The 19,819-nt window shown below is 69.9% G+C and carries 21 protein-coding genes; 13 read left to right on the forward strand and 8 right to left on the reverse strand.

Features of this window, described 5'->3' with window-relative positions; translation table 11 throughout:
- Positions 1–70: 70 nt before the first annotated feature.
- A complete protein-coding gene (locus AOK00_RS21885; RefSeq protein ID WP_055601995.1) occupies positions 71–694 on the reverse strand; it encodes a DJ-1/PfpI family protein in 624 nt (207 codons plus the stop codon).
- An 88-nt stretch (positions 695–782) separates the two neighbouring features.
- Here AOK00_RS21885 and AOK00_RS21890 point away from each other — a divergent pair, with 88 nt between their 5' ends.
- Positions 783–2,120 carry a PLP-dependent aminotransferase family protein gene (locus AOK00_RS21890; protein ID WP_055601996.1) on the forward strand — a complete coding sequence of 446 codons (1,338 nt, stop codon included), beginning with the start codon at positions 783–785 and terminating at the stop codon, positions 2,118–2,120.
- Between the two features lie 176 nt (positions 2,121–2,296).
- Entirely contained in the window at positions 2,297–2,512 is a 216-nt protein-coding gene (locus tag AOK00_RS21895; RefSeq protein WP_055601997.1) for a DUF6243 family protein, read from the forward strand.
- Between the two features lie 444 nt (positions 2,513–2,956).
- On the opposite strand, the gene AOK00_RS21900 is transcribed toward AOK00_RS21895, so the two are convergent.
- A complete protein-coding gene (locus AOK00_RS21900) occupies positions 2,957–4,216 on the reverse strand; it encodes a saccharopine dehydrogenase family protein (protein ID WP_055601998.1) in 1,260 nt (419 codons plus the stop codon).
- A gap of 124 nt (positions 4,217–4,340) precedes the next feature.
- On the opposite strand from AOK00_RS21900, the gene AOK00_RS21905 reads away from it, so the two are divergent.
- Positions 4,341–5,054 (forward strand): TetR/AcrR family transcriptional regulator, encoded by a 714-nt coding sequence (locus AOK00_RS21905; protein WP_055601999.1) that lies wholly within the window; start codon positions 4,341–4,343, stop codon positions 5,052–5,054.
- 301 nt (positions 5,055–5,355) lie between these two features.
- Here AOK00_RS21905 and AOK00_RS21910 read toward each other — a convergent pair whose 3' ends face one another.
- A complete protein-coding gene (locus AOK00_RS21910) occupies positions 5,356–5,934 on the reverse strand; it encodes an HPP family protein (protein ID WP_055602000.1) in 579 nt (192 codons plus the stop codon).
- Positions 5,935–6,139: 205 nt separating this feature from the next.
- On the opposite strand from AOK00_RS21910, the gene AOK00_RS21915 reads away from it, so the two are divergent.
- The 3 genes from AOK00_RS21915 to AOK00_RS21925 all read left to right on the forward strand — a co-directional run bounded on the left by AOK00_RS21915 (position 6,140) and on the right by AOK00_RS21925 (position 8,077).
- On the forward strand, positions 6,140–6,412 hold the full coding sequence (locus AOK00_RS21915) for a DUF6296 family protein (protein WP_055602001.1): 273 nt from the start codon (positions 6,140–6,142) through the stop codon (positions 6,410–6,412).
- Positions 6,413–6,870: 458 nt separating this feature from the next.
- Positions 6,871–7,395, forward strand: a complete 525-nt coding sequence (locus AOK00_RS21920) for a VOC family protein (RefSeq protein WP_055602002.1) — start codon at positions 6,871–6,873, stop codon at positions 7,393–7,395.
- A gap of 112 nt (positions 7,396–7,507) precedes the next feature.
- Positions 7,508–8,077, forward strand: a complete 570-nt coding sequence (locus AOK00_RS21925) for a 2'-5' RNA ligase family protein (RefSeq protein WP_055602014.1) — start codon at positions 7,508–7,510, stop codon at positions 8,075–8,077.
- 218 nt (positions 8,078–8,295) lie between these two features.
- On the opposite strand, the gene AOK00_RS21930 is transcribed toward AOK00_RS21925, so the two are convergent.
- Both AOK00_RS21930 and AOK00_RS21935 read right to left on the reverse strand, forming a co-directional pair.
- Positions 8,296–9,219: a serine hydrolase gene (locus AOK00_RS21930; protein ID WP_055602003.1), complete on the reverse strand. Its 924-nt coding sequence runs from the start codon at positions 9,217–9,219 to the stop codon at positions 8,296–8,298.
- A 429-nt stretch (positions 9,220–9,648) separates the two neighbouring features.
- Positions 9,649–10,110 carry a phospholipase gene (locus tag AOK00_RS21935; RefSeq protein WP_055602004.1) on the reverse strand — a complete coding sequence of 154 codons (462 nt, stop codon included), beginning with the start codon at positions 10,108–10,110 and terminating at the stop codon, positions 9,649–9,651.
- A 251-nt stretch (positions 10,111–10,361) separates the two neighbouring features.
- Here AOK00_RS21935 and AOK00_RS21940 point away from each other — a divergent pair, with 251 nt between their 5' ends.
- The 3 genes from AOK00_RS21940 to AOK00_RS21950 all read left to right on the forward strand — a co-directional run bounded on the left by AOK00_RS21940 (position 10,362) and on the right by AOK00_RS21950 (position 12,059).
- Entirely contained in the window at positions 10,362–10,781 is a 420-nt protein-coding gene (locus tag AOK00_RS21940; protein WP_055602005.1) for an MmcQ/YjbR family DNA-binding protein, read from the forward strand.
- A gap of 129 nt (positions 10,782–10,910) precedes the next feature.
- Entirely contained in the window at positions 10,911–11,339 is a 429-nt protein-coding gene (locus AOK00_RS21945; RefSeq protein WP_055602006.1) for a VOC family protein, read from the forward strand.
- 273 nt (positions 11,340–11,612) lie between these two features.
- A complete protein-coding gene (locus AOK00_RS21950) occupies positions 11,613–12,059 on the forward strand; it encodes a hypothetical protein (protein WP_055602007.1) in 447 nt (148 codons plus the stop codon).
- Positions 12,060–12,478: 419 nt separating this feature from the next.
- On the opposite strand, the gene AOK00_RS21955 is transcribed toward AOK00_RS21950, so the two are convergent.
- Together AOK00_RS21955 and AOK00_RS41615 are read right to left on the reverse strand one after the other, a co-directional pair.
- The gene (locus AOK00_RS21955; protein ID WP_063886638.1) at positions 12,479–14,374 is read right to left on the reverse strand and encodes an N-acetylmuramoyl-L-alanine amidase; all 1,896 of its coding nucleotides are present in this window, start codon (positions 14,372–14,374) and stop codon (positions 12,479–12,481) included.
- A gap of 118 nt (positions 14,375–14,492) precedes the next feature.
- The gene (locus AOK00_RS41615) at positions 14,493–14,723 is read right to left on the reverse strand and encodes a hypothetical protein (protein ID WP_437441435.1); all 231 of its coding nucleotides are present in this window, start codon (positions 14,721–14,723) and stop codon (positions 14,493–14,495) included.
- 120 nt (positions 14,724–14,843) lie between these two features.
- On the opposite strand from AOK00_RS41615, the gene AOK00_RS21965 reads away from it, so the two are divergent.
- From AOK00_RS21965 to AOK00_RS21980, 4 genes are all read left to right on the forward strand, one after another.
- Positions 14,844–15,563 carry a hypothetical protein gene (locus tag AOK00_RS21965; RefSeq protein ID WP_254047451.1) on the forward strand — a complete coding sequence of 240 codons (720 nt, stop codon included), beginning with the start codon at positions 14,844–14,846 and terminating at the stop codon, positions 15,561–15,563.
- Positions 15,564–15,911: 348 nt separating this feature from the next.
- Complete coding sequence (locus tag AOK00_RS21970; RefSeq protein WP_055602016.1) at positions 15,912–16,571, forward strand: hypothetical protein; 660 nt, start codon at positions 15,912–15,914, stop codon at positions 16,569–16,571.
- 72 nt (positions 16,572–16,643) lie between these two features.
- Positions 16,644–17,078: a YdeI/OmpD-associated family protein gene (locus AOK00_RS21975; RefSeq protein WP_055602010.1), complete on the forward strand. Its 435-nt coding sequence runs from the start codon at positions 16,644–16,646 to the stop codon at positions 17,076–17,078.
- Positions 17,079–17,261: 183 nt separating this feature from the next.
- Positions 17,262–17,720 (forward strand): DoxX family protein, encoded by a 459-nt coding sequence (locus AOK00_RS21980; RefSeq protein ID WP_216822260.1) that lies wholly within the window; start codon positions 17,262–17,264, stop codon positions 17,718–17,720.
- Between the two features lie 1,276 nt (positions 17,721–18,996).
- Here the strand turns inward: AOK00_RS21980 and AOK00_RS21990 are convergent.
- A complete protein-coding gene (locus tag AOK00_RS21990) occupies positions 18,997–19,449 on the reverse strand; it encodes a hypothetical protein (RefSeq protein WP_055602012.1) in 453 nt (150 codons plus the stop codon).
- Positions 19,450–19,819 lie beyond the last annotated feature (370 nt).

Raw genomic sequence — 19,819 nt, forward strand, 5'->3', positions numbered from 1 at the left:
TCCGGGAGGACTGCGGCGGCTGGACCGACGAGGACACCGACCGCTGCCTGCGGCGCGTGAAGTCGTCGCGTCAGGCGAGTACTTGTGTGGGTGCGGGCAGGTGGGGGGTGATGTTGCGCCGGGCGCGGTCGACGTATTCCTCCTTCTCACCGACGGGAGCGACGTAGTGCAGCGCGTCCTCGGCGGCGGCGTCGCCTCGGAGACGGGTGATGATCCAGGCGGCGAGGTACTGCGAGGCGAGGCAGCCACCGGCGGTGGCGATGTTGTCTCTGGCGTAGAAGGGCTGGTTGAGCACCTCGACGCCGGCGGCGACGACCCAGGGCTTGGTGGTCAGGTCGGTGCAGGCGGGGATGTTGTCGAGCAGGCCGAGCTTGGTCAGCACGAGCGCGCCGGAGCATTGAGCCGCGATGAGTTGGCGCGACGGGTCCAGGCCGCGCAGGACCTTCATGATCGCCGGGTCTTCGACGACTTCGCGGGTGGCGATGCCACTGCCGACGATGACGGCGTCAGCGGCGCACGCCTCCTCGAGGGTGGACATCTGCTCGATGACGACACCGTTCATCGACGTCACCTTGGGGCTGGGGGTGGCGATGGTGACGCGCCAGTCGTCGGTCCTGACGCGGTTGAGGACACCGAGCGCGATCAGGGAGTCGAGCTCGTTGTAGCCGTCGAAGGTGAGGATGGCGATGTGCACGGCGGATGTCCTTCCGGCTGGGCGGGGTTTGAAGGTAAGGACCCACGGACAGTACAGTCAAAGAATTGTCATGGATACAATTCGGCGCATGGCAGCCCCGCGCTACAAGCAGCTGGTCGACGCGTTCGCATCCGACATCCGGACGGGGCGGCTGGCCGCGGGAGCGCGGTTGCCGACACACCGCGCTCTCGCCGCCCGCGAGGGCATCGCCCTGGTGACCGCGACGCGGGTGTACGCGGAGCTGGAGGCGATGGCTCTGGTGAGCCGGGAACAGGGCCGCGGCACCTTCGTACGTGACATTTCGGTACCCGCAGGCCATGGCATCGATCAGCAGGCCGTCGCCCCGGAAGCGGTCGACCTCAGCTTCAACTATCCGTCGCTGCCCGGTCAGGCCGACCTCCTCCGGCAGGCCCTGCGGGAGGTGGCCACCTCCGGCGATCTCGACTCGCTGCTGCGCTACCAGCCGCATCGAGGGCGTCCCCAGGACAGAGCCTCGATCGCGCGGTACCTGAGGCGTCGAGGAATCACCACGGACGCGGATCGGATCCTCATCACCGGCGGGGCCCAGCACGGCCTGGCCGTCACCGTCATGGCCACGCTCAACGCCGGCGACGTCGTCGCTGTCGACGCACTGACCTATCCGGGCTTCAAGGTGCTCGCGGACGCCTTTCGTCTCGACCTGGAGCCCCTGCCCGCAACCGCCGACGGACCGGACCTCGATGCCCTGGAGAGGCTGTGCGCGACCCGCCCTGTGCGCGCGGTCTACACCATGCCCACCTTGCACAACCCTCTGGGCTGGGTCATGCCGGCAGCGGACCGCACCCGTCTGATCACGATCGCTCGACGGTACGGTTCGCTCATCGTCGAAGACGCCTCGTACGCCTTCCTGGTCGAGGACCCGCCACCGCCGCTGGCCGCGACCGCGCCGGACATCACCGTCCACGTCTCGGGATTCTCCAAGAGCATCGCCACCGGCCTGCGGGTCGGCTTCGTCGTCGCCCCGCCCGGCACGCTGCCGTCGCTCGAACGCGCGATCCGGGCGACCACCTGGAACACCCCGGCCCTCACCACGGCCATCGCCTGCCGCTGGCTCGACGACGGCACGGCGGACCACTTGGAAGCGCAGAAGCGAGGCGATGCCAAGGCCCGCCAAGTACTCGCCGGACAAGAGCTGGCAGGCCTGCCACTGGTCAGCCACCCCTCGTCCTACTTCACATGGCTACCGCTGCCCGACGACGCACGCGCCGATCGTCTGACCGCCACCCTCGCACGTCAGCACATCTCGGTATCCACGGCCGAGCCGTACACCACCTCGACGCACACTCCACAGGCGCTCCGCCTCGCTCTGGGCTCGACCGATCCGGACCGTCTGCGGTCGACGCTGCGCACGGTGCGACAGGTCGTCCTCGAGGACGCCTGCACCTGATCTCCTGTGTATGGTCTGCGAGGCCTACGGAACCGGGTAACGTCCTTGTCATGTTCTTCCAGACGCCGATTCACGAGTGAGAGCGTGACGGGCCCCCGCTGTGCCCCGACGCAGCCGCACCCGTCCCCCCGCCGATGAATCCGCAGATCACTTCAACACCACCACCGGGAGAACCCGTGACCGACAGCAAGAACATCAACAACCCCGTGGGCCAGGGGGGCGGCCAGCGCAAGAAGCTGTCCCGTGCCGAACGGCAGAACAACGGTCCCCACCGCAACTTCGACCGCCAGAGCGCAGCCGACAAGAAGGCGGAACTGGTGCGCAAGATGCGCGAGAAGACGCACGGAACTGAGGCCGCCGTGCAGGGGAGCGACGACACCACGCAGAGCTGACGCACCGGCGCCGCAGGGCGGCACCGCACAGGGGCAGGGCCCGGACCGTAACGCGCGGTCCGGGCCCTGCTTTCGTTTCGGGGCTCTGCTGCCGCACCGGGCGCGGCGGGCCCCGCCCGGATCTCGGCCGACCGGTCGCCCGAGCGGCGGGCCGTTGCCGGGGGCCATTGCCGCGTGCCTACAGACCGAAGCGCAGCGCCCGCCGAGGCCGGCTGACCGCGACAGACTCAGGGTCGGAAACCCGCCTCCGCTCAGCCGACGGGCCCTCGGTCCGTGGGCCCGGGACGCTTCCGTCATGGGCACGAGCCGTCCACCTCCTCGGCCAGATGCCGGCCGAGGCCGGAGCCGGCCGGCCAGCTTCCGAGAGCGCTTCGGGGCTTCACCCGTACGGGACTGGCTTGCCCCCGCATACATCGGCGCTCGGAGCTCCCGGGCCACAGGGCGTCAGGCGCGGTCGGCGCCGGCGGATGTGGGGGCCGGCTCCTGCTCGCGCAGGGCCCAGGGGGAACCGTACGCGGTGAGCAGGTCGAGGAAGGGGCGCGGCGGCAGGGCTTCGGGACCCAGGACACCGGGGCCGGACCAGGCGCCGGTGGCGAGCAGTTCGAGGGCCACCACCGGGTTGACGGCGGTCTGCCAGACGACGGCCTGGGAGCCGTACTCGCGCATGGACCACTGGTTGTCGACCACGTGGTAGAGGTACACCTCGCGGGGCAGGCCGTCCTTCGTGCCCTTGACCCAGGTCCCGGCGCAGGTCTTTCCGGTCATCCTCTCCCCGAGTGCCGCCGGGTCCGGCAGGCAGGCGGCGACCACGTCGCGGGGCGAGACGCGGGCGGGGCTGCCGTCCTCGCCCCGTACGGTGACGGGGGTCGTGGAGTCCAGGCCCAGGGCGTGCAGGGTCCTGAGCTTGCCGATGAAGTCCTCGCCGAGGCCGTACTTGAAGGTGACCCGGCGGGCTCCGACCCAGCGCGGGATCAGGAGGACCTCCTCGTGCTCGACGTTGACGCACTCGACGGGGCCGATGCCCTCGGGGAAGTCGAAGACCTCCGGCTCGCTGAACGGGGCGGTGGTGAACCAGCCGCGCTCTCGCTCGTACACCACGGGAGGGTTCAAGCATTCCTCGATCGTCGTCCAGATGTTGAAGGACGGCGCGAAGTCGTAGCCCTCGACGGACAGGTCGGCGCCGTCGCGGATGCCGATCTCCTCGATGTCGTCGAAGAGTTCGTCGGCCGCGTAGCGGGCGAAGACGTCCGAGAGCCCGGGCTCGACGCCCATGCCGACGAGCGCGATGCGGCCCGACTTCTCCCACTCGGCGGCCCGCTCGAACTGCTCGTCGCCGAGCTTCACCCCGCAGATGCCGTGCGGGTCGTCGGGGTGCGGGCGGGAGAGGGACATGGCCATGTCGAGGTAGTGGCTGCCCGCCGCCAGGGCGGCGTTGAACAGGGGCATCACGAAGCGCGGATCGGTGGCGTTCATCAGGACGTCGCATCCGCGCTCGGTGAGCAGCCGGGTGACCGCCGCCTCGTCGGAGGCGTCGACGCGACAGGCGCTGAACCGTGTCTCCTCGCCGCCCAGGGCCGCGACCGCGGCCTCGGCCCGGGCCAGGTCGTAGTCGGCGACGACGAAGCGGTCGAAGAAGCCGCGGCGGGCGGCGATCTTGGTGATCGCGCTCCCGACACCGCCGGCGCCCACAAGCAGAACACGCATGGCACAGTCCTTTCTCGGTGAGGCGGGTGCCTCAGGGGGCTGATGGAACCCGGCGACCCGAGTTAAGGTCAATGATGTTGGCATAAGGCGACGGACCTGGACGGCGACACGGAAGAGCGGGGCGATGGCGAAGGAAGTGGTCCCTGAGGAGGCCCGCAGGCGGCGGCGCCCCACTCGGCAGGGGACGGTGCTCTCCGAGCGGCTGATAGTCGAGACGGCGCTGCGGATGGTGCGCGAGCACGGGAGCGCGGGCCTGTCCGCCCGGCGGCTCGGTGCCGCGCTGGGGGCGGACCCCAGCACCCTGTACCGGTACTTCGACGGCATGGACGGGCTCACACGTGCCATCGGCGAGGAGCTGATCGGCCGGGCGTTGGCCGGCTGGGTCGCGACGGGGGAGTGGCGGGCGGACCTGCGCTCACTGGGCCTGCGCATCCACGGCGCCTACCTCGCCCATCCGCAGGCCGCGCTGCTGACCGCGAGCCGGGTGACCGGCCGGCCGCGGGAGATCGCCGCCGACGAGGCGATCCTCGGGAGCCTTCGCGGCGCGGGGTTCGCGGATGCGGACGCGGTGCGGATCTACCACGCCTACATCGATCAGTGCCTGGCCTTCGCGGCGCTCGACGCGGGCGCCCTCGCGCTGACGGAGAAGGCGCGCGAGGCGGACGAGGAGATGTGGGAGTCGACGTACGCCCGGCTGCCGGCCGACGCGTACCCGAACATCGCGGCCACCGCCGGGCTGCTGGCCGAGCGTATGCCCCACAGCGCCTACCCGGTCGCGCTGGACATGCTGCTGGAGAGCGCCGAACGCCAGCTGGCGGCCGGGGGCGCCGTCGGCTGAGCGGGCGGCGCTTGTGCGTCCGCGGCCGGCCGTCCTCGTCGGCGTGGTCAAGCTCCGGGTGTTTGAACCAGCAGCACGGCCGCGGCACGGCCACGGTGGGTCCGAAGGGGGACGACTCGGTACACCGAAGGCCGTTCCGGCCGGAACCCGCCGGGCCATGCCCCGATCACCAGGGGAAGGTGCCCGGGAGGGCGGCGCCCCGGGCGTGCCCGGACCCCGGCGGCCACTCACACCCACGGGAGGTGGGCCACGGCGTCCTTCCGTCGGGCGCACTCCGGCGAAAGCACCGGGCCGGAGCGGCTCACCACCAGTAGGCGGGGTACCTCGGTGCCGCCCGCCGGACTCGGGACGCGGCGTACGCGGTCAGGACGAGCAGGATCGTGGACCCGAAGAGCAGGGGGACGAACCTGCCCGGCGCGGGTGTCTGGAGGACGATGACGACGGCGGTGGCGCAGGCAGGCGAGTGCGGGGTCCGGGCCAATGTCGTCAGAGCGAGGGTGACACCGGCGGCGAGGGCGGCGGCCCATGCGCTGCCGTGCGCCGCGACGGCCACCGCGTATCCGGCGGCGGCACCGAGCAGATGGCCGACGACCACGCTTCGCGGCTGTGCCAGCGGCAGCGCGGGGGCGCAGTGGACCAGTGCGGCGCTGGCGGCGAGCGGGGGTATGAGCACCGGCTCGTGGAGGGCGGCGCCGATCCCGACGAGCGCGAGGAGGGCCGCTGTGGCGGCGCTGACGTTGTGGGCGGCGGCCGCGGGCGTGGGTCGTGCCGGGGCACGACCGGCCATCCAGGCCAGGCGCGGGCGCCGGCTGCGGGGGACGGCGGCGGAGCCGGTCACGGCGGGGGCGGGGTCGGGATGCGGAGCGGTGTCAGTACTCAAGGGGTGCAGGGTTTCCGGGGCAGGCGGCCAGGGGCCGGACGAGACGGAGCGGGGGCGGTCGGTCGCACGGGACCCTTTGGTCGACAGTCGGCCCGGTCTCGCGTCCGACCCTGGTGCGGCGGCGCGGCCTCGTACCACTCTAACCAGCGGGTTCTCGGCTCGTCGGCCGGGGGCGTAGCCGGGCCTGGGGCGTAAAATAGGCGAAATGAGCCCACTCCGATACGAGCTGGTGTTCTCCGACGACACGGATTCGGCCCACGACGTCGTGATCGTCGAGCCCACCTCTTCCAAGGGGCCCGGCGGTCATCCGGTCTACGCGGATCCCACCGGCATCATCCGGGCGGAGATCAGCGACCAGGACGAGGTGCGGATCCTCGCCTCAGGCGGGCACCAGGCGCCGGCCCAGCACGTCCTGGCCCGCCGTCTCACCGACGCCGATCCGAAGGATCCCGCCGGCCCCTCCACCTCCACGGCCTGACCGGTACGCCACCCGGCCGATCTGCCGGCGAACACCCTCCGTGTTCGGTTGGGTGCTGCCAAGCCCGGGCGTGGCCGTACGACACCCGCCTCATCCGGCGCGGTCTGCCGACGACGTGTGGCGTCGAGACCGTCGAGACGGTGGAGACCGTGGAGGAGGCGACAGGCGCGAGTACAGCCTGGACGCTCGCCGCTCCGAACCGTATCGACGGTGTCCGGACATCCGAAGGCGGCCGGTCCCGGGTCGTCGACACCGTCGCGGAACGCAAGACCCGCAGTTCGGCACCCGGAAACGATCGGTGGGCCTTCTCCCGCCACAGCGCGAGATTGGCGGGAGGACCACGGCCGGAGAGCCGATAAGGATGGTGCTGGTCTCGCGCCTGTTTCTAGGTCCGCAGTTGTCCTACTTGAGCCCCAGGGGCGTCGTATCGCGAGGGACCGTAGGAGAGGACGAGACAGATGAGGCACACCGCGCCCGAGGGGTACACCAGCGTTGCACCGTGGGTGGTCACCGATGACACCGGTGCGCTGCTCGACTTCATCACTGCCGCGTTCGGTGGCGAGGAGATCGCACGGGTGCCGGTCGAGGACGGCACCATCGGCCATGGTGAGATCCGTGTCGGCGACACGGTGGTGCTGGCCTTCGACCGACGGCCCGACTGGCCGGTGATGCCCTCGCTGTTGCGGGTCTACGTCCCGGACGCGGACGCCGCCATGGCCACTGCTGTTGCGCACGGGGCTCAGGTGGTCACCGAGGTCGCCGACAGTGCGTGGGGCGATCGCGGTGGCCGGGTGCGGGACCCGTTCGGCAACATCTGGTGGGTGGTGAGTCGGGTCGAGGACGTCGAACCGGACCGGGCCTGGGAGCGCATGTTCGAGCCGACGTACGCGGAGGCGATGCGCATGGCCCAGGAGACGCTGGACGCCGCATTGAGCGGCCGGGATGCAGGGGTGGCGAGCGCCCCGCGGCGTCCGGCCCCCTGAGCCTTTCCGGGCTCGTGGTACTGACTGCGAGCTGGACTTCCTGTGTGACCGCGAAGCCGACAGCTTTGTTCGTGGGTTCCAGCTGCGTTCCGAACTGACAGCATGTGCTGTCATGGCAGATGACAGCACCACCAGTGCGTATCAGGCGGGCCAGACGGGCCTCGTCGTCCGGATCCCGGAGGCGGAGCCGGCCGTCCGCGGGTGGCGTGAACGGCTCGACCCCTCGGCCCGGGCCGGGGTCCCAGCCCACGTCACCGTGCTCTTCCCGTTTCTCGACGAGGGCCGAATGGATGCGTTCGTCCACTCCGCACTCGCGGACGTGCTGGGCAGCCACCCGGCCTTTGACCTGCGGTTCGAGAGATGCGGACGGTTCCCGGGAGTGCTGTATCTCGCCCCCGAGCCCGACACGCAGTTGCGGCAGCTCACTCAGGCGATCGCTGATCGTTGGCCTGAAGCTCCGCCGTACGGCGGCCGATTCGCCGAGATCGTTCCGCACCTGACCATCGCTCAAGGTCAGGAAGAGTCCGTCCTGGAGGAGATCGAGGCCGACCTCGCCGTCAGGCTCCCGTTCACGTCTCACGTCTCGTCGGTTGACCTCATCGTTCACGACGGCACGAAGTGGCAGGAACGAGCCTCGTTCCCACTCGGAGAAGGAGGCAGGGCTGCCGGGTCGCTGCGGTAAATACGCACCACGGCGTCGAGGGCGCCGGCCGAGGGAGGGCGGTAGCGTCGGATTCTGCGCGCTGGACGGTGCGCGGGAGCTGACCGCGGCCGCGGCGAGGTCCTCGGCCGGAGCGGTGGACGGGGGTTGGCCGGAGGCGGCGGACGACGCTGGAGGAGTGTGGCCCAGGTTTTCCACTTGCCTCCACTTGCCCGCTACCTCCGCGGGCGGTCAGGACCTCAGCCCTGGGGCACCGCGACGTACGCCTCCCTCGGCGTGGTGGTCGGCGTGTAGCGGGACGCGGCGGGCGCGGTCGGGATCAGATCCCGGTGGATCACCTTGGCCACGGCCTGGATGGTGTTCACGCCATAGGTCATCGTGCTGTTGCCGTCGGTGAGCACGGAGATGGTGTAGTCGTGGCCGGCGCCCTGGAACGTACCGATGCTGTGCACGCGCCAGCCGCGCGTGGAGCGCTGCAGCCAGCCGTTCTTGACGTGCACGGCCACCGAGGAGGGCGCGCCGGCGGGGGTTCCCCACCTCTGCGAGGTGATGACGCGTCCCATGAGCTTGAGTATGTAGGCGCGGGAGTTGTCACTCAGGACGGTGTTCCTGGCGGTGATCAGAGAGAGCAGCCGCTGTTCGTCGGTGACGTTGATCCGGGTGAGCCCCCAGTAGCCGCCGGACCCCGGCACTGTCCGCGTCATGCCGGCAGCCGTCAGGAAGCCCTTCACCTTGGTGATGCCGAGCTGGTTCCACAGGGATGTGGTGGCGGCGTTGTCGGACTTGGTGATCATGGCGGTGGCGAGGTTGGACTCGCGTGAGGTCAGGTACCGGTTGGTCTTCTTGGCGTCCCAGAGGAGCGTGGCGAGGACGGTCACCTTCACGACGCTGGCCGAGTCGTACGAGGTCGTGGCGCGCAGGGTGCAGGTGGTGTTCGTGGAGCGGTCGCGTAGGCCGACGGCGACGGTACCGGCGCGCGTGGCGAGGGCGGCGGTGATGTCCCTCTGAAGCTTGGCGGCGAGTCCGGCCTTGCCGGACGTGCAGCTGACCTGCGGCGCGGTAGCGGCGGCAGCGGGCGCCGCTACCGCGACGACGGGGACGAGCATCCCGGCGGCAGCCAGGGCCGGAAGCACGCGGGCGCGCAGGGTTATGTGGTGAGTCATGTGGGTCCCCCTGGAACGAAGCGAACACGCCTACGGCGCTCTCGCCTTACATGACTCTTGAACGTGCGGATGGTTGTACGAATCAGGGGGAACCGAAAATCGGGCGCCTCGTGGACATGGCGCGGCCCCGGAAAGACCAGGCCTGGTCCTGGGACACAGCGGCAGGGCAGCCACTTCAAGCGCCCGAACGGCCGACGAAGGTACTGGAGACAACCGGATACGACGAAGCCGCGCCCCCTCCCGCATCCCCCCGCGCCCCGCGGGGATGGTCTGTCGGCCTGTGGGACGAGCCGGACGACCTGCCGGCACCCGCAGTCGTCCGACCCTCGCAACCAGGCCATGGCACGCCGCCGCCGGGGGCCGTATCCGTGTGGCTGAAAGGGAGGCGTAAGGGAGGGCGCGGGGCGGCGTGCAGCGCGGCACGGTCGATCAGCCGAAGGCCTTGACCGCCTGGTAGTAGGTCCACGCCGTGCTGTTGCATGCCGTCTTCGTGGCACCGCTGTAGTTGAGGCACACGCGCTTGAGGTCCTCGTACAGGGCACTGTCCAGACGGGACTTGTTGGCGCTGAAGGTGCCGGCGGCCTTGTAGTTGCGGTAGCCGAAGTCGTGTCGGGCGCACGACTGCGAGAAGGGGAAGCCAAGCGGGTTGTCCGGCGAGGTGGAGCAGTAGTCGGTGGACCAGTCGAAGGCGTAGGCGGACCATGCACCCTGATTGGCTCGGGCGGCGGCCCAGAGGTTGTAGCTCGACGCGCTGGTCTGGGTCCAGCTGGAGAGCACCTGGGGTTTGTCGGCAGGGGCAGCCGTGGCGACGGTTGCGGTGGCGACGGTGGCGACGGTGGTGAGCAGGGCGAGGGCCGAGGCGGACAGGCCGACGGACAGTCTTTGGTGCATCCCACACCTCCATGAGACTGCGGCCCACCTGACGTGCCGCAGGTACATGACAAGATGATTGACGGAGCAACAGCGTTTGTACAGACCTTGGTGTGTTGGCCTTCGCACGGAGTTATCGGCGGAAGCGGCCGTGGGAACCGCACGGTACCTTCCGCAGCAACCCGCCGAGCCCTGGGGCTCCACGCTGCCGCGCGGGTTCCCTGCCCAGCCGCGCCTGGCACGGAATCCGCAGCGATCGATAGTGTCGGCCCATGACCAGTCCTGGAGACGTGCCGCCGGAGATCCTGAACAGGTTGCGGTCGATCTGCCGGCAGCTGCCCGAGTCGTACGAGGAACCGGCCTGGGTCGGCGTGCGCTGGCGGATCCGCAAGCGGACGTTCGCCCACGTCTACACGCCGGACGTGGATCGCTCCCCGGCCTACGCCTCGTACGTAACCGCAGATCAGGAACCGGTCGTGATCACTTTTCGGGTACCCGTCGACGACCTGCTCGGCCTGACTGCCACAGGGTTCCCGTTCCGCCGCGCAGACTGGGGCCACAACGTCGTCGTTGCCGTTCTCGGTGACCACACGGACTGGACCGAGCTTGCCGAACTGATCACCGACAGCTACCGCGAGATGGCTCCGAAGTTCCTCGCCGCCCGGCTCCCCCTTCCGCCGCCGCTCAGCTGACCGGTGGTGCTTCGGAAGTGGGAGCGGGGAGGCCTGGTGCCGGCTACCGACGCGGCCACGACGAAGCCGGCCCCCCCGCTGGCGTTGCGCCCAGCGCATGGCCACGGACCCGCGGGGCATACGGGAGGCATGCCTGTTCCCAAGACCAGTGTCCTCATCCTCGACTCCACCGATCCGGAACCCCTCGCACACTTCTACGCGACCCTGCTCGGTGCCACCGTCCAACCCGCGAGAGACGACCACGACCTGCTCCTCATCTCCGGTCACGCCGGAGTGGCACTCGGGATTCGCCGTGACCTCGGGCAGGCGCCGCCGAGTTGGCCGCGGCCCGAGGACTCCCAGCAGGCTCATCTGCAGATCTTCGTGGCCCCTGACGCCCTCGATGAGGCGGAGCGCGAGGCGGTGTCGCTCGGAGCCAGGCCCATCGCCGCCGAGCGCGACGGGACTCGGACCGACCGGCGTACGGACGTGCGCCGCTACACCGACCCCGGTGGTCACGCCTTCGTCCTGGCCACGATGTCCCCTGGCGATGCGGGCCCGCCCCTGCAGCGCTCCTGAGCTCTTGGACGGCGCCCGCCGTTCCAGGCCGCTGCCCGGATCGGGTCCGGGACCCGCTCCGCCGAGCGGCGGCGGACCGATCCGCCGACGTGCGGTGCGCGGCTTCCGCGTGCCCACGGGGGAGGGCGGCGAGAGCTGTCGAACTCACGCATGGCGCAGCTGACCACGTGCTCCTCTACCACGCTGCCATGCTCATCTGGGCCCGGGTGTAGGCGCGTCGGGCAGCGTAATTCAGGGAGGCACGTCCTCGGCCCGGCGTGGCAGCATGCGGCAATGGCCTTTCGACACCCTCACGGCGACTACGCGATCACCGCGATGTACTCCGTGCCCGATGACGCCTGGTATCTGGAACTGGATCTCGTGGCCGAGCAACGGACTCTCGTGACGGCAGTCGTCCCCGACGAGGACCCGGCACGGGAGCCGACGGTGTGCTTCAACCCGAACGCAGAACACACTGACGTCCCGTACGAGGTCGTGCGCTGGTTCATGCACCAGGTCGATGAAGAGATCCGTAGCTCCCGTGCCTGGATGCGGCTGAGACCGGAGCTCGTCGAGATCATCTACCAACTCCGCCAGGAGCACATGGGAGTCATCGACGACGACGACGTTCCCCAGGTCATCGCGAACGTGCGCACCAAGGTCCCTGAGGAAGACCTCGCCGCCGTTCTGGAGGCCACCTTCGGGCGGAATCCTGACGGCACCACCATGAATGACCCGTAGACGCCCCGGCCCGTGGACGGTCGAGGAGGCAGAACCTAGCGGGCGCTCAGGCAGAAGCGGCCTGCCGCGGCGCGCCCGCCTGTCGCAACAGGAACGGCACCCCCAATCCGTCTCGGCCCGGGCGGACTCCTGGCTCCAGAGCAGTTCGTGCAGCGCCTCCTTCGCCTCCCTGCGTACCTCGGAGTGGGGGTGGTGGACAAACCGCTCGACCACAGGCAGGGCGGCCTGGTCGTGAGTGCAGCTGAGGACACTCAGGACGACACAACGGTAGCCACGCCAAGACCCGCTGCCTCGGCGCCCGCGGCCGGAGCCGGGCCCGATGCGCTGTGGCGTCGGGCCGTACCCGGTAGGAAGTCACGGCAGTGCTGCCGCGGCTCTGCCCTGGCGGCGCTCTGCGGCGCGGGTCGACTCCGGGGCTGTCACCCTGTCTCCGCGGTGTTCACCGTTGCCAGGCGCCGGCTGTACTGAATCACGTCGTACCTGTGGTCCCCGGTGACCACAACCTCGGGGCGCGTGGGTGTGGCGGGGAAGAAGTCGTCGGCGTCCACCGATGTGCGAGCGGCCACGTACGCCTGCCCCTGAGGGAACGTGTACATGTCGAACCGCGTCTGTTCCGACGCAGGCACTCCCTGGGGGTACTCGTCTTCCCGAGGATAGGCCGTTGTGTAAATGGAGACCGACTTCGCCCCGCTCGCGGGACGGACGATCCGCGCGTTCGGGGCGGGGCGGGTGTTCACGCCCGCCGGGTTGTGGATCCATCCCTTTCGCCCACCGAACCAGATGGCCGTCCAGTCCCCTCGCAGGTCGGCGACCACGAATTCCTGCCCCCACATCGCCGTGGATCCCCAGTCGTCGATGCGGTCGCTTCCCGCCGACCCGTCCGGGCGCAGGGCGAGGTCGGAGACGAGCGGAGCGTCGGCGCGGGGCTCCGTGCGTACGTAGAGGAAGTTCGAGGGCTGTGTCCGGGACCGGCACGTCGGGGCGCACACCGTCACCGTCTGCGCGTTCTTGCCGTATGCCGGGGCGATCGCGACCGCCTGTCCGATTCCGATGTTCGCGCCAGTCCTCTCTCCCTCGGCCTCGCGTTCCTGGCGGTGATCGGCGTCGAGGAGAGCCATGAACTTCTCCCAGTCCCAGTAGGGGCCGGGGTCCCAGTGTGCGTCCGGCGCGCGGGCCGGCCTGGGCGGAAGGACGTTGTCGTGCCCGATGATGTGCCGGCGGTCCAACGGGACGTCGAAGCGCTGTGCCAGGTACCCCACCAGCGTGGCAGTCGCCTTGTACTGGGCCGGAGTGAACCAGGTGGGACCCTGGGCAGCGTAGCCCTCCAGTTCGATACCGACGCCGTGCAGGTTGAACCAGTAGTTTCCGGCGTGGAAAGCGATGTCCTTGGTGGCGACCATCTGCGTCGCCGCACTGCCGTCGGCCTTCATCACGTAATGCGCGGAAGCCCCGCTGACGGGATCCTGGAACCAGCTGATTCCCCCGTCGTACGACCCTTCGAGGTCATGAATGACGATGAAGTTGACGTCCATGCCGTTCGAGTTCCGCGTGGACACCTGGTAGTTCGAGGCAGCAGCGGGAACGAACCGGCAGTTCAGCTCGCTGGGGCACTCCGGCACGGCCGCCGCAGCCGACGTCCGCAGCCCCAGGGACGCGAGCTGTGACCTCGTCGGAAGGACGGACGGCGTCTTCGTCAAGGAAACCCTCTGGCCGTCCTTACGCACCCTCTGCTTGCCGGTGCGGATCACATCGAACACGCCATCGGCGAACCGTCCGGCCGAGGCGGTGTCGGCGGCCTGGCTGTAGTGCGCCACAGCCCCGTACCAGGCACCCGGGTCGGACGGCATCGCACGGGTGATCTGCCGTTGGTACGAGGCGAGCAGTGCAGCGCCGCCTCGGAGGTTCTGCAGTTCGTCCCGCTTGAGAATCGAGGGCGCGACGCCGATCATCGCGGCGGCGGCCTGCAACGTGTGCTCGGACGGGTCGTCGGTGCCGGTTGCGTCCACCGGCCCTTCGCCTGGGCGATGGTCGTACGTTCTCCCGGACGTCGTGTCCGTCAGGTGCATCGGACCGTAGCCACCCTTGGTGCTCGGGCGGCCGGCATTGGCCTCCCACCACGAGGACTCGTAGCTGACGCCGAGAAGTACTTCCTTCGGCACTCCGAATTCTGCTGCCGCTTGCTCGGCCGCCCGCTCGAAGCCGCCGGGTGCCGCATCGGAGGGCCGGGCATTCCCAGCTGTGGCGCATCCCCAGATGAGGGCTAGCGCCACTCCCGCAGCGCCGAAACCCCGGTGCCGCCTGTGTCTTCTGGTCACACCATGTCCATTTCGCCGTGGCGGTCGTGGTTCGGTCCAGGGCCGATGCTGCGGCCGTCACAATCCTTTGGACGGGGGCCGCCCGGTCCCACCGACACGCCCAACGGGCACAGCCCCGTCACCGCACCGGAGCAGCGATCCCCCGTGTGGGTACCAGGGTGCCGTCTGCGATCGACACGGTGTCCTCCGTGAACCGCTCGCGGGGCGGGAGCGCGCGCAACGGCCCGGATCCGACGGCTGTTGGACAGGCGGCGTACGGGTTGGCGAACAGGCCCTCCCGCTTGTAGAACCGCAGCGTGTGCACACTCAGCCCACTGCGTGGTGCCCCAGCGCCGATGCTCAGCTCCATGCGCGCCCTTTCCTCGCACGACTGTTGATCCAGACACGACTCCAAGGACTGTCCCGCATCGATCGGCTGGTGCACCCGGCCTCAACGGCGCGCAGCCAGGGCGGCATGATGTTCTCCGTGATGAACAGTGCAGACCTGCACCCTGCCCGGATCGCGGGTTACGACGGTGGTCCCCTCACGTACCAGGTCGGGCTTCTGGACGAGCCGCTCTTCTGGCTGGGGCACCTCTCCTCGTGTATCCAGAGCGAGGAGGCCGAGGAACTGCTGTTCGGGGCGGACTACGAAGCGGCCGGCGACTTCCAGCGGCAGCTGTGGGAGCGGGCCGAGTGGCCGGCGTTCACGGTTCCGCTCGGTGCTGATCACCGTCTTCATGTGGTCTACCGGACTGTCGTGGACGACACCGGAATCGACTACCTCCTCCACCACCCCGACTGGGGCCAGGCCGAGGTCCTTGCCCGGGATGACGGGCACTTCATGGGTCCGGGCCTGTCCTGGCCCGAACTCGTGGCAGCTGCGGACAACATGCTGCCCGGCGGCAGCACCACGGATCCCCACTCCCGTCTGCTGCTCCTGCTGCCTGCGTTCGGCGACGATGCGGTACCCGACGACGCTGTCGGCCGCCTGGCGGGTGCGCTGCGCGCCCGCACGAGCGTGGGGGACCCCGAGGCCCTCGCCTCTGCTCTCCTGGAGGATCAAGGAGCCCCCGGCCCCGCGTGCTGGACGGCAGCCGGGCACGGTTTCTCCGTGAACGATGGTCAGTACTCCTTCCGCAACCCCACCAACCTCTTCGCCTTGTCAGCCGATCGCTTGGCTCAGGTGGCCACCGCGCTGGCGCCTTAACCCCCACAACAATTTCCAGCGGCGAGGGGTCGCCGTGCCCATGGTGGACGGCACCCTGGGTCCCCACTCGCGACCACACTGCGGCCGATCAGCCGAAGAACTACAGGTACTCGACCAACCACCAGGTCGTCATCGATGCCGACACCCCCCTCGTCATCGCGGCGGCCCGGCCGGCGCCAGGCAACGTGGCCGATGCCCCTGTCTGGCGCGATTCGGACCTGACCGGACACAAGCTTCTGCAACACCCTTCAGGTGGACGGGGTTGCCGGCGTGCGCGGCGGAGCACGTGGTCAAGAGCGGTCAGGAATCGAGAAGCCCTGGCGACGCCCGGCCTCTAGCGTGATGGTCATGGCAACCACCGCTTCCACCGCAGCCCCCATGTCCCTCGTGTCCGTCACGCTTGAGGTGGCCGACCTGGATCCCGCTCGTCGCTTCTACAGCGCTTTCGGCGTGGACACGTACGTACGCCTGCGGGCGTCTGAGGCGCACTCCACCGGGTTCCGTGGCTTCACCCTGGCGCTGACGGTGTCCGGTCCGGCCACCGTCGACAGCTTCGTCGGGGCCGCTGTTCAGGCCGGCGCCAGGGTGCTGAAGCCCGCCGTGAAGTCGCTGTGGGGCTACGGCGGCGTCGTTGAGGCCCCGGACGGGACGATCTGGAAGATCGCGACCTCGGCGAAGAAGGACACCGGCCCCGCCACCCGTGAGATCGACGAGGTCGTGCTGCTGATCGGAGTCGAGGACGTGAAGGCCACCAGGGAGTTCTACGTCGGCCGGGGTCTGGCCGTCGCGAAGAGCTTCGGCGGCAAGTACGCCGAGTTCGCCCCCGGTCACTCCAGCCCGGTCAAGCTGGCGCTGTACAAGCGCCGTGCCCTCGCCAAGGACCTCGGCGTCCCCGTCGACGGCACCGGCTCGCACCGCATCGTCCTGGGCGGCACCGCCGGCGCCTTCACCGACCTGGACGGGTTCGCCTGGGAGCCTGCCACCGCCCTCGCCCCCGCGCTGTCCTGACTCCCGGCCCCTGTCGTAACGGCCGACTGGCCGGCGAACACGTGCCAGCGCGACAAGAACAGGAGAAAGACCATGAAGTTTCGCACCTTCGTTGAGCCGCCGGAGCCCATGCGGGGTCTGGAGGTTCCGCCCGAGGTGGTGGCGGCGCTCGGCGGGGGTGCGCGGCCGCCGGTGACGATCACGCTGAACGGACATTCCTGGAAGAGCCGGGTCGCTCTCCTGCGGGGCCGTCACCTGCTGGGTCTCAGCAACGCCAACCGGCAGGCCGCGGGCGTCGCGATCGGCGAGGAGGTCGAGGTCGCGCTGGAGCTCGACACCGAGCCCCGCGTCGTCGTCGAGCCCCCGGACTTCGCGCGAGCCCTGGACGACGACCCCGTCGCCCGCGCCGCATACGACAGCCTTCCCTTGGGCCGTAAGCGTGAGCATGTGCGGGCCGTCGAGAGCGCGAAGAGGCCTGAGACGCGCCGGCGGCGCATCGAGAAGGCCGTCGCCACCCTGCGGGACTGACGCCCGAAGGAACCGCCACCCTGCGGGACTGAGCCCCGAAGGCACCGCCACTCTGCGGGACTGCCCCCCGAAGGCCATCGCCACCCTGCGGGCTGACTCCCCGAAAGCGAAGACTCCGACGGCCGGCACCACAGATCGCCGTGTGGAGGCCCGACCCTGCCCGCATCCCTTGAAAGGACACGCATGTCGAAGCGACTGATGACCGGTCTGTACTGGTTTATGGCTTTGGAGTTCGCGCTTGGCGCTGTGACCAAGTTCTGGCCGGGCGACACGGTGTTCAGCGCGGCGTACTCCGTGAAGTTCGTCGACTGGGGTTACCCGGCCTGGATGCGCTTCGTGGTCGGTGCCCTGGAAGGTGTCGCCGCCGTCCTACTCGTGATCCCCGACCGGCGAGCACGTTTCCTGGGTGCCACGACGCTGATGTTCGTGCTCACCGGCGCGGCGACCACTCACATCGTCAACCACGATCCGGCGGTGGAGAGCTGGGCCGCTCCCGCCCACCTGGTGATCATGGGCATCCTCGCGCTGGTCAACTGGCCTGCCGACTGGCGAGACCTCCTGCGGACTCCTGCCGCGCCGACGGCCCGGACACCACGTGTGTCCCACGACATGGCAAGGGCGCGGGACCTCGAGAATCCCTGACCTGCAGGGAGCGTGCGGCGGACTCGACGCCCTGCCGCTTGACCCGGCGCCACCAGTCGTCGGCGGACTCCTCCCCGCGCCCGCAGGCATGGCTGGTGCGCGATCCGGCAGGTGTGCGGCACGGCTCCGGGGCCTGTTCCCTCCGTATACGGGGCTGGTACGGGCGTCGGCATGGGGTGCTACGCGGTGGTACGCGTGTGTCGCGTTCCCGTGTCTGCGGGGATGGCCTGGTCGGTCCGCGCAGCCGTCCCGTAAGGGCAGCGGATCGCGGGCATGCCGCGGAGCGGGACCGTCAGCGGTGGGGACCCGGCGTGCCCGGATAGGGCGCCGTCGGGGGCCGTCGGCTGGGCAGCCACACGCTGGACGGCCCCGCTGCCGAAGGGGCTGCGGCCTGCGCGGCCGCGGCCTCGCCCCGAAGCAGGTGGTCGCCGCTCCGGGCTGCCGCACCTAGGCCACGCTCGTCGCGTTCGACCTGGTGAGCGGCGGCGAGCTGTGGCGGAAGGGCGTCGGCGACGCGGTCGACGGGCTGGACGCGACGGCCGGCCGGGTGACGTTGGCGTGGCCTCACTGTAGGTACGGCGACTCTCTGTACGTCCTGGACGCGGGCACGGGCGAGGAGCAGGACGAGCGGGACTTCCGGGGGCATGTGGTGCGGGGCCCGTACAAGCCCGTCGTGGACGTGCTCACGTATCAGAGAATGGTGCGTGGTCCGCGACGCCGGGGAGGTGGGCCCCTTCGCCGTGTACGGACGCTGGTGAGGATCCCTGAGTCAATGGAGTCCTTGGCTGCTGACCACCAGTGACGACGGCTTCACCCGGTGGGCCGGAGAGTTCCACGCCCCCGACCCGGACGCCGCCGCAGACCTCGCCTGCACCGCCGCGCCGCACCTGGCCTGCGGGAGCAGCGGGCATCTTTCTGGCGTCGGTACTTCCGGGACCACAGTGCCACCGACAGCCACGCGCGTCTTCCCTCAGGCGTGAGTTCGTGCCCCATGCCGGTGCGGTTCACTGGCCCTGACGCCGACGACAGTGATCGCACTGACGAAGCAGGTCCTCATGGTTGCACCCTCGCCGTCGAGAAGCTCGAACCAGGCGATCCCCGCCGGGAAATCACTGTCGTCCTCGTCCGAGGTCAGCGCGTACCTCAGCCCCTCGCTGCCCCGCCCCGATGCGTGTGACGCACCCCGAGGAGAGCCCTGCTCCTACCGACGTGTGGGGGAGGCCCGCGGGTTGAAGGTGACCGAAGTCGGTTCAGCTGGAACTCGCGGGTCGGTCCATCAGCTGGACGAATCCGCGGGTTCGCCGGGGACCGTGAGGTGGGTTGCGAGGCGGCGGGCTTCGGCCGTGACCTCGGCGTCGATCTCGTCCACGGTCCTGTCGCCGTATTCGAGGATGGCGTACTCGTCGTCGAGTTCAGCGAGGCGCTCGGTCAGGGGCAGCGCATGTCCGTGCCGCTGGTGAATCCGGAAGGTGAACTCCCAAGGAGTGAGCTCTCCGGCGAGCACGCGGCGTGCGAGGGCTCGGGCGGCGGCTTCCCCACCGGCCTCGCTGCCGACCGGATATGAGGTGAGGCCCAGTTCGTCGAGTGCTGCGGGAAGCAGGTCGTGGACGTCGTAGTCCGCCTCGGCGCGCGTGCACGCGGCCAGGATCCGAAGGCCGGGGGTGTCGAGTCCCGCGACGAGTGCATCGCAGGCGGCATCGACGACCTCGCTCGCGCGGATTTCCCCCATGCTCCACAGGGCGGCATGGTCCTGTAGAGCGAGTGCTGCTGCTTCGGTCGGCGTCACTCGTCCATTCTTCCTTCACGGCGCGTCCAGGGCGAGCAGATTTCATCGAAGGTGCTGTTCAGCAGCCTGTTCCAGCAGAACCGGGGGCCACGACGCGGGGGAATGCCCTCGCATGCTCGGGCAATGGCCTTGTGGAAGCGGCATGCCGTCGGCTCGGCGGCATCTGGGGCCCGTTCTGACGTTACGGCCGGTTCGGCCTCTGCCTCCGCGGGAGGGGGAGCCTCTGGGGGCCTTGGCGGCCCCGCCCCCTGGTGGTGCGCCGGGGGTGGCTGTTCGGTCGGGTGATGCGGGAGCCGTCCTCGGGGCCGGGAGG

The sequence above is a fragment of the Streptomyces aureus genome (assembly GCF_001418135.1).
Classification (GTDB): Bacteria; Actinomycetota; Actinomycetes; order Streptomycetales; family Streptomycetaceae; genus Streptomyces; species Streptomyces aureus_A.

Bases quoted from the DNA above. Each gene is read 5' to 3' on its own strand.
- AOK00_RS21890 (WP_055601996.1), top strand. From the start codon at position 783: ATGGCAGCCCCGCGCTACAAGCAGCTGGTCGACGCGTTCGCATCCGAC.
- AOK00_RS21900 (WP_055601998.1), bottom strand. From the start codon at position 4,216: ATGCGTGTTCTGCTTGTGGGCGCCGGCGGTGTCGGGAGCGCGATCACC.
- AOK00_RS21905 (WP_055601999.1), top strand. From the start codon at position 4,341: ATGGCGAAGGAAGTGGTCCCTGAGGAGGCCCGCAGGCGGCGGCGCCCC.
- AOK00_RS21915 (WP_055602001.1), top strand. From the start codon at position 6,140: ATGAGCCCACTCCGATACGAGCTGGTGTTCTCCGACGACACGGATTCG.
- AOK00_RS21920 (WP_055602002.1), top strand. From the start codon at position 6,871: ATGAGGCACACCGCGCCCGAGGGGTACACCAGCGTTGCACCGTGGGTG.
- AOK00_RS21925 (WP_055602014.1), top strand. From the start codon at position 7,508: ATGGCAGATGACAGCACCACCAGTGCGTATCAGGCGGGCCAGACGGGC.
- AOK00_RS21930 (WP_055602003.1), bottom strand. From the start codon at position 9,219: ATGACTCACCACATAACCCTGCGCGCCCGCGTGCTTCCGGCCCTGGCT.
- AOK00_RS21935 (WP_055602004.1), bottom strand. From the start codon at position 10,110: ATGCACCAAAGACTGTCCGTCGGCCTGTCCGCCTCGGCCCTCGCCCTG.
- AOK00_RS21940 (WP_055602005.1), top strand. From the start codon at position 10,362: ATGACCAGTCCTGGAGACGTGCCGCCGGAGATCCTGAACAGGTTGCGG.
- AOK00_RS21945 (WP_055602006.1), top strand. From the start codon at position 10,911: ATGCCTGTTCCCAAGACCAGTGTCCTCATCCTCGACTCCACCGATCCG.
- AOK00_RS21950 (WP_055602007.1), top strand. From the start codon at position 11,613: ATGGCCTTTCGACACCCTCACGGCGACTACGCGATCACCGCGATGTAC.
- AOK00_RS41615 (WP_437441435.1), bottom strand. From the start codon at position 14,723: ATGGAGCTGAGCATCGGCGCTGGGGCACCACGCAGTGGGCTGAGTGTG.
- AOK00_RS21965 (WP_254047451.1), top strand. From the start codon at position 14,844: ATGAACAGTGCAGACCTGCACCCTGCCCGGATCGCGGGTTACGACGGT.
- AOK00_RS21970 (WP_055602016.1), top strand. From the start codon at position 15,912: ATGGCAACCACCGCTTCCACCGCAGCCCCCATGTCCCTCGTGTCCGTC.
- AOK00_RS21975 (WP_055602010.1), top strand. From the start codon at position 16,644: ATGAAGTTTCGCACCTTCGTTGAGCCGCCGGAGCCCATGCGGGGTCTG.
- AOK00_RS21980 (WP_216822260.1), top strand. From the start codon at position 17,262: ATGTCGAAGCGACTGATGACCGGTCTGTACTGGTTTATGGCTTTGGAG.
- AOK00_RS21990 (WP_055602012.1), bottom strand. From the start codon at position 19,449: ATGGGGGAAATCCGCGCGAGCGAGGTCGTCGATGCCGCCTGCGATGCA.